Origin of the sequence: Lactobacillus bombicola (assembly GCF_900112665.1) — a bacterium.
Taxonomy (GTDB): Bacteria; Bacillota; Bacilli; order Lactobacillales; family Lactobacillaceae; genus Lactobacillus; species Lactobacillus bombicola.
On sequence record NZ_FOMN01000008.1, the window covers coordinates 26656 to 39985 of the forward strand.

General features: G+C 33.0%; 9 protein-coding genes. 4 read left to right on the forward strand and 5 right to left on the reverse strand.

The window, feature by feature from the left end:
• Positions 1-20 precede the first annotated feature (20 nt).
• From csn2 to cas9, 4 genes are all read right to left on the reverse strand, one after another.
• The gene (gene csn2, locus BM203_RS06545; protein ID WP_090093696.1) at positions 21-689 is read right to left on the reverse strand and encodes a type II-A CRISPR-associated protein Csn2; all 669 of its coding nucleotides are present in this window, start codon (positions 687-689) and stop codon (positions 21-23) included.
• The gene (gene cas2, locus BM203_RS06550) at positions 686-991 is read right to left on the reverse strand and encodes a CRISPR-associated endonuclease Cas2 (RefSeq protein WP_199692567.1); all 306 of its coding nucleotides are present in this window, start codon (positions 989-991) and stop codon (positions 686-688) included. The genes csn2 and cas2 overlap by 4 nt, the downstream gene beginning before the upstream one ends.
• Positions 969-1880 carry a type II CRISPR-associated endonuclease Cas1 gene (cas1, locus tag BM203_RS06555; protein WP_090093697.1) on the reverse strand — a complete coding sequence of 304 codons (912 nt, stop codon included), beginning with the start codon at positions 1878-1880 and terminating at the stop codon, positions 969-971. Before cas1 ends, cas2 begins: the two co-directional genes overlap by 23 nt.
• A 228-nt stretch (positions 1881-2108) precedes the next feature.
• On the reverse strand, positions 2109-6299 hold the full coding sequence (cas9, locus tag BM203_RS06560; protein ID WP_090093699.1) for a type II CRISPR RNA-guided endonuclease Cas9: 4191 nt from the start codon (positions 6297-6299) through the stop codon (positions 2109-2111).
• A 185-nt stretch (positions 6300-6484) separates the two neighbouring features.
• Here cas9 and BM203_RS06565 point away from each other — a divergent pair, with 185 nt between their 5' ends.
• The gene (locus BM203_RS06565) at positions 6485-7426 is read left to right on the forward strand and encodes an aldo/keto reductase (RefSeq protein ID WP_090093701.1); all 942 of its coding nucleotides are present in this window, start codon (positions 6485-6487) and stop codon (positions 7424-7426) included.
• 68 nt (positions 7427-7494) lie between these two features.
• On the opposite strand, the gene BM203_RS06570 is transcribed toward BM203_RS06565, so the two are convergent.
• A complete protein-coding gene (locus tag BM203_RS06570; protein ID WP_090093703.1) occupies positions 7495-10041 on the reverse strand; it encodes a sigma 54-interacting transcriptional regulator in 2547 nt (848 codons plus the stop codon).
• Between the two features lie 517 nt (positions 10042-10558).
• Here BM203_RS06570 and BM203_RS06575 point away from each other — a divergent pair.
• The 3 genes from BM203_RS06575 to BM203_RS06585 are packed head-to-tail and all read left to right on the forward strand — an operon-like array spanning position 10559 to position 13250.
• Positions 10559-11524 carry an ABC transporter substrate-binding protein gene (locus tag BM203_RS06575; RefSeq protein WP_090093705.1) on the forward strand — a complete coding sequence of 322 codons (966 nt, stop codon included), beginning with the start codon at positions 10559-10561 and terminating at the stop codon, positions 11522-11524.
• A 27-nt stretch (positions 11525-11551) separates the two neighbouring features.
• Positions 11552-12454, forward strand: coding sequence for an ABC transporter permease (locus BM203_RS06580; protein WP_090093707.1), 903 nt, complete (start codon positions 11552-11554; stop codon positions 12452-12454).
• On the forward strand, positions 12447-13250 hold the full coding sequence (locus BM203_RS06585; RefSeq protein ID WP_090093709.1) for an ABC transporter ATP-binding protein: 804 nt from the start codon (positions 12447-12449) through the stop codon (positions 13248-13250). The genes BM203_RS06580 and BM203_RS06585 overlap by 8 nt, the downstream gene beginning before the upstream one ends.
• The last annotated feature ends 80 nt before the right edge of the window (positions 13251-13330 follow it).

Below are 13330 nucleotides of genomic sequence, written 5' to 3' on the forward strand. Positions count from 1 at the left end.
ATAAAGTTTTAATATAGATGTCAGTACAAATCGATTAGATCCTGATCAATATAATAAAATTGCACACCCTCAGGTACAACCAATAAATCTGGGGAAGCAAACTCTAAAAGAACTACCATCATCTTCATTTGCTTGGCTAAACTTGATAACTCTAGCAATTGATCCTGTTCTAAATAGTGTGTTGAATTACACATCACAGGGATCGATTTCAAGTTACATGATTGATAAATTTTAAAAATCATTTCTATTATAGCATAGGGACTCTTAGTAATTTCATAATCTATATGTAAATCAAAAAATTTCAATAGTTTTTTCAAATCATCATCAAACTTAATTATTAATGGTAAGTCTTCCAGCATTAGTGAATCATCAATAGCTACTTCTAAATTTTGTAATGCAGTAAAAATTCGGTTTCGATTATTTTCATTAATATTAGCAATATAACTATTCAAGATATTTGACATATATTTTTTAATTATGTCGCCACTCAAAAGTGGATCACCAACAAAATCAAATGTTTTAGCAATATCAAGTGAATCATAACTATCATTCGTACAAATTATCATCTCATTCTGACACTGAAATGCCTGCACTAAATCACGAAAAGCAATTGGACTTTGCGTGGCAATGATTTTTATGCCTGAATTAGTCAATATCCATTTCTTGTGCGTCGAATACGATAAAATCATAGAATCACCGTCCTATCCGACAGATTGCGCACATCTTCTATAGGTTTCCCTACCAAAAAATGCATATCATTATATTGCTTTTCCGTAATCATTAATGACTGTACTATACCACCTTTAGGCAAAAATTTTTTAACTCTCTTTTCTAAAAATTGGGCAGTCTGCCGCGTTACACAAACGCGAACATAAACAGAATACTGTATCATCAAGAACCCCTCATTAATTAACTTCTTACGAAATTGTCGGTATTCTTTTCTTTGTTGCGCTGTTTCCGTTGGCAAATCAAACATTATCATTAAACGCATTATTCGGTACCTCATTTGTTAAGCTCATCTCCATTTCTGGTAACCCGCAATCATCATTACTTAGAAAAGTTAAACAATGGCGAGTATAGTCTGCAATTGCATTAGTTAACAACGTCTTTTTACCATTAAAATTAATTTCCAAGCTCAATAGTTCAACTAACCCATACTTAATATCTGGCGTTAACTCCTTGATTTTCTCATTAGCCTTAACCCAATAATCGACAAATGGTCTAAAAGGCTCCATTAAATCTGATGCCAAATTAAATTGATTTTCTTCAGAGCAGTGATGAATTCCTAAATAAGTAGAATAACCATTAATTGCAATTTCACGATTAAAACTCGACAGTAGAATTGCATAACCATAATCAAGAGCAGCATTAATTGCACATGGATTACGGCGAACAAAGGTCTTGTCAAACAATATCATAAAATATTTTCTTGCAGCAGCCGCTTCACGATTACTGCAATCATTTAATTCCAATTGATTCAGTTCATCATAAACAGTTTGGGTATTCAAGTGATAATTTTCTAAAACCTTTATCTGATTTGTGATTTTTTTATTAACAATCATTGTCCAAAGTTTTTCTTTGCGATCCTTATCCCAATTAACTTGTTTAACCAATTTTTTCATTTTTCTAGCACCCGGATAATAATCAACTGTCTCAGTTACTGGATTACTCTTCTCATCCACAAAGATTACTTTTGCCTGATTTTGAACTAGTTTACTAATCAATGCGCTTGAAATTACTGCTTGTGTCGTTGAGACTAGTAGTAAATTAATATCCTCAATTGGTATTTGATTAATACCATCACGCGTTTGTACAACCATCATGTTCATTGTATAAGTTAATTTCGCATGTTGGGTAATAATTACGGAACGCCATCCCATAGAAGTCCTCCTTGCATCTTTTACCAAAAATGTTATAATTTATCTGTCAGGTAGCTCCTGACAGATGATTTCTGATCATCATTGATCTAACAACCAAATTTTAAAATCAAACAAGCATCATTTGATGTAAGTTTTAACGCGATATTTATCGTCCTACCTCAGCTCTATAGCGGAGGCTTTTTTATACACAAAAAAGGGAACCGGATTTTTCGGTTCCCTTTTTTTGCTTTATAAATCCGTAACTTTAACTCTCTTTTCAAATAAACCAGTTGGTGATTGAAAAATTAGCTTAGCATTAGATGAAAGTATAATACCATTCGCTATTTGCATCATACCAAATGGAGTTTTAATTCCAATTACTTTAAGATTACCAAATTGAGAATTGTCATGTAATCCATTCAACAATTCTTTCAAAATTTTCGCTTTATCGTTAGTTTCGAGATTAATAAATTTTTCGCGCCCCTGGTCTAAACCTTCTATAAACTTATTAATATTATACAATGGTAAATATTTATGAACTTTTGCTAAGATTTCATCATAAGCAGAGATAAATAGTGTATCTTTGTCTTCAGTTTTCTCAATGTGGCCGGAAACAATCCGCATTGTTTCTTGCGACAAAGTTAATTGTTTTGCATTATACATATACGCCGAACTTGACAGTGCAAATTTTCGATCACCATCAATGACTACTTGTTTATTTAATAAATGCCCAGCAAGAATGGTAAAGCTTTTCACACCACGTTTAGGTTTTCCTTTTTTGTCATACATTATTAAGGGCTCTAAGATTTGCTTAAGAACCTCATTATAATTTCCAACTTTTTTAGCCTTCTTAAGATTCGCAAGACCGCGCATCGGTACTCCTACTACCCGATAGATAGTATCTTTTATACTAGTAATTTTAACAAGAGCCATGTAGGCATCAGTATTGCCACTATAACCACCATAAATTTTAGTATCTAATCCTTCACCTTTCGGAATTAGGCTTCTAGTTTTAGCAGTATCGCGCTCAGCACGTGGATAAATAGTCATATTAAACATTGCTTGATCTTCTGAAGTGGTTTCACGTGATACTAACATATATTTATAATTATAAGCTTTTCGTAATTTGTCAAAAATATCTGGATGTTTATAAAAGACTATCTGATTGCTTTTGTTTTCTCGAATCTCTTCCGGTGCTTTTCGCTCTTTAGTATCTTTTTGCAATAATGGCCAAATGAAACTAAAAGTCTTTACCTGTTCAATAGTTTCATCTTGTACTTTTTCACTTTCTTTAAACTTTTTGAATTTTCCATAAACAAAGAACGGTCGTAATTTTGGATAAACTTGATACAAGAAGTTAGCGCAAATAACTGACAGATAAGCATCAAGTGCATGATGATAATCATTAACCGCTCTACTCTTATATAACTGTAACCTTTTACGTAAAGCAGAATTATAACTGGCCTTAACCACAACAATTTCAGAATCAGGATATTTGCTTTGCAATATAACTGAAACCAGTTTAATAATTTGGCTTGTTTCAACTAATTGTCGATTAATAAATCCAGAACGTTGGTATTTATTCATATGGTCAGGATCTAGTAAAAGGTTCCCTAGCTTACGTTTAGTAATTAAGCCATCTTCCTGCCATTTTTTCCACATTTCACCTACGGTCATGTTAAGATCGGCTATACTTTTATTAGCAAAATGCTTATATGGCACATCATCAGATTTTGCTGCATTTAGTGCCTTAGAAGTTAAAACACGATTGTCCAGTGAATCATCTTTGACAAATGACTGCGGTAAAATATGATCTATTTCATAGCGTGATGTAATTTCATCAATATTAATTTTTTTACCAGTGTATGCATCCCTGCCACCCTGCATGAAATAGAGGAAATACTTATCTTGATCCAGTTTTCGAGCAGTCATGTTATTCTTCAAAGAATTAACTAGGTCTTTATCTACAATTTCCTTTGCAGTATCTTGATAAGCTTTGAGTAATTTACTACCTCTTAATTGGGACAACTTTGGATTTTTATCAGGCTCACGTGTAAATTCAATTGCAAACTGTGCTGGAGCCCTGCCGCCAGCTGCTTTGACAACATCATCAACTACTTTTATTACTTGTCTAATCGCCTTCTTATTAGCCGATGAAGTATATGCATCAGCTAAAATAGCTTCAATTCCATTATCTTCAGTAACTTGGGCATTTTCTTTAGTAATTGCTGCTTTAAAGTCTGGCTGTGTAACAACTTGCATAAAGTTCTTTTGACTATTCCACAATGATTCAATGATATTTTTCTTATTGCTATCACGTAGTTCTTGCAATAATTTCTTTGATAAACGCCCCCAACCTTTTAGACGCCATTTGGCTAAAGTCTTAATTTGTTCTTCTGTTAACCACTTAATTGTATGCAGTTCTGCTTGGTATATCTTTTTATCTTCAAAAATCGAAGATAATTCAATTATTTTTTCAAAATCTGCTTGATAATTAGGGTCATCAAGTTGCTTATCAAAAAGCTTCATTTTTTTAAGCTGATAATAACTAGATAAACTAGAATTAAATTTTTTGGGATCTGCTAAACCCTCAATTTCAATATATTTAAGGTGATAATTTTGCTTCAAATAATCGGTTAATTTCTTGGAACTAACTGTTTTGTTTTGCATAAACAGATCTTCATAAATTGACTGCTTAAGTTGCGGATCAAGTCGCTTATTATTGACCTTAACATTATTAAGTTCATTCAAGACTTCAAATCTTTGATACAGCATACTATTAGCAGGTAAAACATCTTCACCAAGTAAATAAGTATCCTTAATTGTCATCCGCGTGATAAATTTTCTGGCTGATTGATGAGTATCTACTACTTGTTCAAAATTCCACGGTGTTATCGTGTCATCGCTTTTGCGAATCATCCATGCAAAATTTTTACCTGATGTTTCTTTTTGTTTATCAGTAGTGATCATTGGACCAACATAATATGGCACTCTGAATCTTACTAACTCATCAAGTTTATAGGGCGCCTGCTTTAGATGCCCTTCAACTGGATTGGATTCAGCCAAAAATGGATAGTATTTACTCTGCATTGCAATAATTTGATCAAGCTCAATTTGATGAAGCTGATAAGGAATTACACCATTACTGTTAATTCGCTGTTTAGGCATAAACTTATCCTGTTCAATTTCTTGGATAATTTGGGTAGATGCTTCAGAATCATCGAGATTATCTTGGACTATTTTATAAAATTCCTCTTTACTTAAAACACCACTACCCTTATGCCATTTTTTTAATGTTGTTTTAGCTTTAAGCAACCGTCCATGACGATAATTAACGTATAAATCATAGGCAAGTCTTAGATTTTCAGCTTTTTGCTTATCATGATGATTCTTAGCCACACTTTTAAGTAGCTTGTAATCATTACCATGCTGGTTATATTTTTCCACCATGGATTGTGATAAGGTCATCCCTTCATAGACAATATTACTTAATGTAATTGCGCCAAACAACTTACGAATTTCGGCAATAATTGTTTCCTCTTGCTCATTTAGCTCAGTTAAAAGCGATTCCAATTTGTCATCTGCATCTGCGTCGGTTAGTTTAAATTCCCAACTTCCTTTATCGATTTTATCAATTTCTTTATTTAAAATTGTCTCAAATTGTGTCTTGTAACCCATTATGGCATTGGCAACTTGCTTAGCAACATTCTTAGCTGCTTTGTCACTTGAATCAACTAATAACTGTGCGATCTTCTTAACCTTATCTGACTTATACAGAGTACGCTCATCATCTTGACCGCGAATCACAGCTTCAATTTGTCCTGCATTTTCAATTTTAAACTGAATTGAATCCAGATTCTCATCTGTTAATTGACGATAACTATTATTTAAATCACTTAAAACAGGACCCACATCAATCTTTGAAGCATTAAAGTTATTAATAGACGTGTCTTGCAAGAAATTACCACGATATTTAACAATATGATGAATCGCTAAGAAAATCTCACGCAAATCAAAGCGCTTATCCTCAGTCATTAAAGCATGTCGTAAATGATAAATCGTCGGATATTTCTTATAAAACTCGCTATCTTCCTCTGCCGTTGGAAAAACAATTGCTGGGTACTTGGTACGCATTTTATCTAATGGTGAAATCCAAGATTTATGTAATCGTACAAAAAAGCTCGGATCTACTTGTGCCATTTCCTCAGCAAAAATTTCTTCTAATAGTCCTAAACGCCACTTTCTACGTTTAAGTCGTCTTCTGGTTGTTCTAAAACCACGCCGATCAGCTGCTGAATGACCTTCCTCAAATAAGTGCGAACCCAAAGCAGTTTTGCCGCGCAATTTCAATAAGTTATTTTTTTTATCAGTAACAGCCCAACCACAAGAATTTGTCCCGATATCGAGACCTAAAATATAATCATCATTTAATTTAGTCATTACAAGACCCCCTTTTAAAAACACATTTAATTTATTTGCTTTTATTATAATAACTCTGAAAGATAACGCATTCACTATTAATTTTTGAAAAACAGCAATTATTTTTACTTTACTTGATAGTTGTTTGCAATCGTTTCCAAATTATTTAAGCAAATTTGTCGTATACTTAAGAAAGGAGGCAAATTATGAAACAAATTAAAATTGGTAATACGGAGTTTTCTAGTTCAGCGCTTGCACTAGGAATTATGCGGATGAACAAATTAAATATTGATAGCGCGGTCAAGACATTAGAGACAGCGCATGATGTTGGTATTAATTATATTGATTCAGCCGATGTTTATGGTCATGGAAAGTCGGAAACAGTTTTTGGAAATGCCTTAAAGAATTCTTCCCTTAAGCGAGAAGATTTTTATATTCAATCAAAGACTGGTATTTATGAAGAGCCCACGCTTAATTACAAAACTACACGTTATGATTTCTCAAAAAACTACATTATAAAAGCAGTCGATGGCATTTTATCTAGAATGCAAATTGATTATTTAGACAGCTTACTTTTGCATCGTCCTGATGCCTTGATGGATCCTGCAGAAGTCGGGGCTGCATTTGACGAATTGCAACAAGATGGGAAAGTGCGTCATTTTGGAGTTTCAAATTTCAATCCCCGCCAAGTTGACTTATTACAAGCTGGTATCAGCCAAAAATTACTAATCAACCAATTACAATTCAGTATCATGCATACCGGACCGATTGATTTTAATATTCATACTAATATGACCGACAATCGTAGTATTGACCATGACCGCGGTATCTTTGATTATTCAAGACTGCATCAAATGACTATTCAAGCTTGGTCGCCCTTTCAATACAGTCAAATCGAGGGTAACTTTATTGGTAATCCAAAATTTCCGCAAGTTAATGATACTTTAGAGAAATTAGCCAAGTTAAAAGGGTGTTCTAAAAATGCAATTGCAGCCGCTTGGATTTTGCGCTATCCCGCTAATATTCAAGTAATTATTGGTACCATGACACCCGAACATATTATTGATAGTGCCAAGGGAGCTGATATTGAACTAAGTGCCCAAGAGTGGTACGACCTTTATTTAGCTGCTGGCAACGATTTACCATAAATAATTTTTAAAAAAAGTCATAGTCAAATTCGACTATGACTTTTTTAATAACCAAACCTCATTATCATCTATTTAATATATTGCTTTAACAAATCATATAATAAAGAAATTTCATAATTTGAAATTGTGACGTTATATTTTAACTCAACTGGTTGGAAAATGTTACGCGTTATTTTAAAGAAAGCTTTTTCTTTTTCAGATTTAGGCTGAACCTCAATTACATTATTTCGCATGACAGCTCGTTCAATCATCAGGGCAACATGCATATAAAGATTCAATTTAATTTTGCCGTCTAATTTCAAATTATAGAAATCTTCATATTTTTTATTAATTTCTTCAACCTCTTTTATTACTACACTTGGATTCAAGAAATTTAAGCGTTCAGCAATTCCTTCCTTAGAAAAGAAACACAATAATTGATTATTTAAATCTGTTAATTGTTGTTGGTTTAAATATGGTTGCAACCAAAGTTTTAATTTTTTTTCACCACTAATTGCTAAAATATCGTATAAGTTCATATATTTAAACTTGATTTTTTCTGTTATATCAAAAGTGGTTAACAAAAATAATGTTTGCTCAAAATAAGCCCACTGCTTAGTAACAATTTTTTCCTTCAAGTCATTGTACCCTAAAGGAATTATTTTTATATCCGCTGGCAAATATTGTCGCAGAATTTCACTTATTTGTTCAGCAACTTTTAAACCAGAAATACAAGATACCAGAATATTTTTTGTTTTGGAAAAACCATTATAGTACTTTACATTTATTTGATATTCCCGCTCAGCATTACTGGCAATTCTAGTAAAATCTAAATTTCGTTTTATTTTAGAAGCTAAATCTAATGCGGTTACAGTTGTTAAGTTATTAACTACCAGTAAATCACAATTTAAATTCGAACCAACTTCACTATATAACTTATTTAAAGAGCCCATATCGACCATTAAGACCAGGCCATTTATCGCATTATAATTTAAAATCAAGTTATTAATCGCATTAATCATGGCAGTTGTATCAGCATCAATTGCAACATCAATTGCATCGAAAATATAGTTACCACAAAGCGAATTAACAACTGCCTGAATACTGGTAGCTGTATTTTCACCATGACCAACTAATAGACCATGTAATTTAACATTTTCATCGATATATTCGCTTAATAGAATAGCAAATATATATGCTATTCCTTGATGACTATCCTTATCTAAGATTGGTAATTTGCTATAAAAACTTCGAGCCACATGATATGCTCGTGGTAGTTTTTTGAGAACAACTGCTCTTAATTTCTCAATATCACAATCTGGTTTAAAATGATGCTCATATAAATAGTAAATTGTTGATTCTAAATATGCAGCCTTAGCCAGCCCATATTTCTTTTCAATTATTTCAGCAAATAGTTGTTTATGCTGCACACGTAATCCTGACGCTTGGGAACTTGTTTTATTTAGCTTGTTTATTGCTTCGATTCTTAAACGGCAATTACTTAAAGTGGTATCTGAAAATGCATTAATTAACTTTTTTAGTTCTTGAGAAATATTGGTTAATTTTTTATTTAAGCTTTTACTTTCAGAATATTTAATAACGAGTGCAGGATCAACAACAATTGAACCATAGTTTTTAAATGGTGGTAAATAATCAAGAATAAGGTTTTTTAGCTTTAAATACATTGTATTCGAACTAAACCAATCATGATAAGCCGCCGAACATGACGCCCGAACTATATTCTTTATATAGCTAACATTGTCTTTATGATTAATTTGTAATAGTGCTGAAACAACCTCTTTATCGACTACTATTTTCTTATTAATTCTCTGTCCTTCATCATAAAAGAGTGATCGCAATATTTCTAAACGCTCATCAATTGGTCTTTTAGCATAATCAGGCAAATTAACCTGAACAGGTATTTTTCTTAAAAAAGAATGCAACAATACTCTTTCCGGATCTTTTGTTGTTGCCATTATTAAACGAACATTAGATTTAACATGATGAATATTATCGCCTACTTTATAAAATTGGCCTGAATCAATAAAATTCAAAATTTTTTCTTGATTAACATTGCTCAATCGATCAACTTGGTCTAAAAATAAATAGCCCCCATTTGCCTTTTCAATTAAACCTTTCGCTTGTGTAGCACTTGCCTTAGTAGACCCAAATAATAAAGTAGTAATTTGCTCAGGATTACCAGCATAACTAGCACAATTTAGATATAAATATGGCGCATTAGCTTTAATACTTCCTACTTCTTTGGCATATGCGACCAATCTTTCAGCTAAATAACTTTTGCCTACGCCAGCATTACCAGTAATTAATACATCTAAGCCATTTGGTGGATAAATTACAGCAGCACACAACTGTTCTACTACTCTTTTTAATGATCCCTGACTACCGATAACACTGGCAAATGATAAATCAGTTGTTTTATTAATCGAATTTTTGCGCCATTTAACTGGTCGCTCCTTGATTTTTTGTATTCTATTTTCTTTGGCAAGTTGATTTAGATAATGGCTAACAACAGATCTAGATAAATTTAATTCTGCTGCCAGTTCACTAGTACTAATTACATCATTACCAGGCAAATTTTTTATCTTATTTAAAACTCTTTCTTCAGCCCAACTCATTTATCCATCTCTCCAAAATTGTTCTCTTTATTTATAATTATAGCTAATTATAAATTCATTTTCTATACAATTTTGTGTTTACGTCTAGGTTTGTATAATGAAATATGCTATACATGTATCATTTAAATAGTATATTATAATTTGTTTTTTCTTATTATTTATTGGCCTCAAAATAAAATATTGTCTTGACAAGATTTTAAAGTTATTTTATACTTTTCCTTAAAGTTGGAGGTATTTTTTAATGAAAATTAATTTAAATTGTAACTTACAGCTGAATAACCGTTATTACTTTAGCTATTTTAGATAAAGTTTGAATTCATCTAGATGAATTCAAACACAGTTCTAGTTTGAATTTATCTATGATGGCTAAAGCCCTTTTAATTACGGTTAGCCACATAACTTCTGAGTGGTTAACCGCAATTGATTACTTAATAAAAGATAATTAATGTATACCCACTCAGAATTAGTGGGTATTTTTTATTATCTTAATTGTTAATTATTATTCGGAGGAAATCAGATGAAATTTAGAAAAATAGTAATAGGTATTAGTTTAGCTGGACTTTTACTCTTAAGTGGATGTAGTAAAAAAGCTCATAATCATTCACAAGTTAAACATGTTGGTGTACTACAAGTGGTGCAACATCCCTCGCTAGATAAAGCTTACAAAGGTTTCAAAAAAGGACTAAAAGAGGGCGGCTACATCGAGGGTAAAAATCTAAAAATTGATTATCAAAATGCACAAAATAGTCAAGATAATCTTAAAAGTATGAGTGAAAAATTGATTAACGAAAAATCTGATTTAATTTTAGGAATTGCTACTCCAGCAGCACAAAGTATTGCCAATGCCACTGAAGATATCCCAACAGTTGTCACTGCAGTAACTGATTTAAAGGCAGCCAAACTAGTTAATTCTAATTCTAAGCCTGGCAGAAATGTTACTGGCACAACTGATATGGTTTCAATTGACAAACAAATTGAGCTATTACTATCAATTGTGCCTAAAGCTAAAACAATCGGAGTTATGTATAACGCTGGTGAATCAAATTCAAAAATTCAAGCTGATTTAGCCATTGCTGCCTTAAAGAAGGCTGGGGTTAAAGTTTTAGTTAAAACTGCTAATACTACTAACGATGTCCAACAAGTTACTGAAACATTAGCAAATAAAGTTCAAGGAATTTATGTCCCAACAGATAATACTTTTGCTTCTGCAGCTTCAATCATTGGTAAAGTAGTAAAAGAAAAAAAGATTCCACTTGTTGCCGGTTCGACTGATCAAATTAAGCAGGGTGGCTTAGCTTCAATCGGTATTGATTATGAAGAATTAGGTAAGCAAACGGGAAAAATGGCAGCTAAAATTTTAGATGGCAAAGCCAAGCCAAGTGATATGCCAGTGGAAAAAGCCAATCAATTGAATTTAGTCGTTAATAAAGAGATGGCTAAAGCCTTAGGTATTAATCCTAAATCTATTAAAGCTCCCAAGTAATTAGGAAGGTAACGTGAACGTATAATTATGTTAAATACTTTTTGGGATTTATTTCTCTCATCCACCTCACAAGGTTTGCTCTGGTCATTAATGGCAGTTGGTGTTTATTTAACTTTTCGAATTTTAGATTTAGCTGATATGACGGCTGAAGGTAGTTTTCCCTTAGGCGGAGCAATCGCCACAATGTGTTTAATTAATGGGATTAACCCAATCTTAGCTACAATTACGGCATTTGCTGGTGGGATGATTGCGGGTTTTGTCACAGGATTTTTAAATACTAAATTAAAAATTCCTTCCCTATTAGCAGGGATTATTACCATGACGGGGCTCTATTCTATCACTTCTCGCGTAATGAACAATGCGGCCAACGTATCACTTTTAGGTAAAAAGACCCTCTTTACTATCGCCCAGAATTGGGGTCTATCTCGTAATAATGCTGTTATTGTTATGGGGCTAATTATCGCATTAATTATCATTAGCCTCTTAATTATTTTTTTTAAAACTGAGATTGGTCTTGCCATGCGAGCCACGGGTGATAACCCTGAAATGAGTGCTGCTAACGGAATTAAAACACAAAGAATGAAAATTTTAGGTTATATGATTTCCAATGGCTGTATTGCTCTTTCCGGTGCTCTTTTAGCTCAAAATAATGGCTTTGCCGACCTTAATTCAGGTGTTGGAACAATTGTTATTGGACTTGCTTCAATTATTATTGCTGAAGTTATTTTGCACCACTTGCCACTGGGAAAGCGGCTAATTACATTGGTTTTAGGTGCCATTATCTACCGCTTCATTTTAGCACTAGTCTTTCAAATGAATGTTGAACCTTCTGATGCCAAACTGGCCTCAGCATTGGTTTTAGTAATTTGCTTAATTTTGCCTAATTTTCACTTACCACGCAATCTTAAGGGGGAAAAGAAAAATGCCTAAAGTATTACAAATTAAGAATCTTCATCAAACTTTTGGTCGCGGCACTGTAAATGAAAATCCGGTCTTACGTGGTGTTAATCTTGAATTAAATGCTGGTGATTTTGTAACTATCATTGGTAGTAATGGTGCTGGTAAGTCAACTTTACTAAACAGTATTGCTGGAACTATACCCGTGCAAAAGGGACAAATTATTCTAAATGACATTGACATCAGTAAGCTAACTGTAACTAAGCGTTCAAAAAATATTAGCCGTGTTTTTCAAGATCCCAAAATGGGGACAGCAGTTAGGTTAACAGTTGAAGAAAATCTCGCTTTGGCAATGAAACGGGGAAAACGCCGCGGTTTTCATAATGGAGTTAACAAGCGGGATCGTGAATTTTTTAAAACACAACTTGCACAACTTAATTTAAACCTTGAAAATCGACTTGGAACTGAAATCGGGTTACTTTCTGGGGGACAACGACAAGCCATTACCCTTTTAATGGCTACCCTGCAACGTCCTGATTTGATATTATTAGATGAACATACCGCGGCTCTTGATCCTAAGACTTCAATTACAGTCATGGAACTTACCAAAAAATTAATTAGCGAACAAAAATTAACTGCCTTTATGGTGACGCATAACATGGAAGATGCTATTCATTATGGCAATCGATTAGTCATGCTCCATCAAGGACGCGTAGCTTTAGACTTAGTTGGACCAGAAAAACAAAGTTTGACTGTTTCCAAATTAATGGACCTGTTCCAAAAGCAAGTTGGCTCTAAACTAGAAGATGATGCAATGTTACTTAGATAAAAAATAGCTCCTAAAAGTAATACTTTTAGGAGCCATTTTTTATTGTTAAAGCTTTTATGGATGCCTTATCTATCTTTTTA

What these genes read in the sequence shown, in the direction of transcription:
- csn2 (WP_090093696.1), bottom strand. Translation starts at nt 689, where the DNA reads ATGATTTTATCGTATTCGACGCACAAGAAATGGATATTGACTAATTCA.
- cas2 (WP_199692567.1), bottom strand. Translation starts at nt 991, where the DNA reads ATGCGTTTAATGATAATGTTTGATTTGCCAACGGAAACAGCGCAACAA.
- cas1 (WP_090093697.1), bottom strand. Translation starts at nt 1,880, where the DNA reads ATGGGATGGCGTTCCGTAATTATTACCCAACATGCGAAATTAACTTAT.
- cas9 (WP_090093699.1), bottom strand. Translation starts at nt 6,299, where the DNA reads ATGACTAAATTAAATGATGATTATATTTTAGGTCTCGATATCGGGACA.
- BM203_RS06565 (WP_090093701.1), top strand. Translation starts at nt 6,485, where the DNA reads ATGAAACAAATTAAAATTGGTAATACGGAGTTTTCTAGTTCAGCGCTT.
- BM203_RS06570 (WP_090093703.1), bottom strand. Translation starts at nt 10,041, where the DNA reads ATGAGTTGGGCTGAAGAAAGAGTTTTAAATAAGATAAAAAATTTGCCT.
- BM203_RS06575 (WP_090093705.1), top strand. Translation starts at nt 10,559, where the DNA reads ATGAAATTTAGAAAAATAGTAATAGGTATTAGTTTAGCTGGACTTTTA.
- BM203_RS06580 (WP_090093707.1), top strand. Translation starts at nt 11,552, where the DNA reads ATGTTAAATACTTTTTGGGATTTATTTCTCTCATCCACCTCACAAGGT.
- BM203_RS06585 (WP_090093709.1), top strand. Translation starts at nt 12,447, where the DNA reads ATGCCTAAAGTATTACAAATTAAGAATCTTCATCAAACTTTTGGTCGC.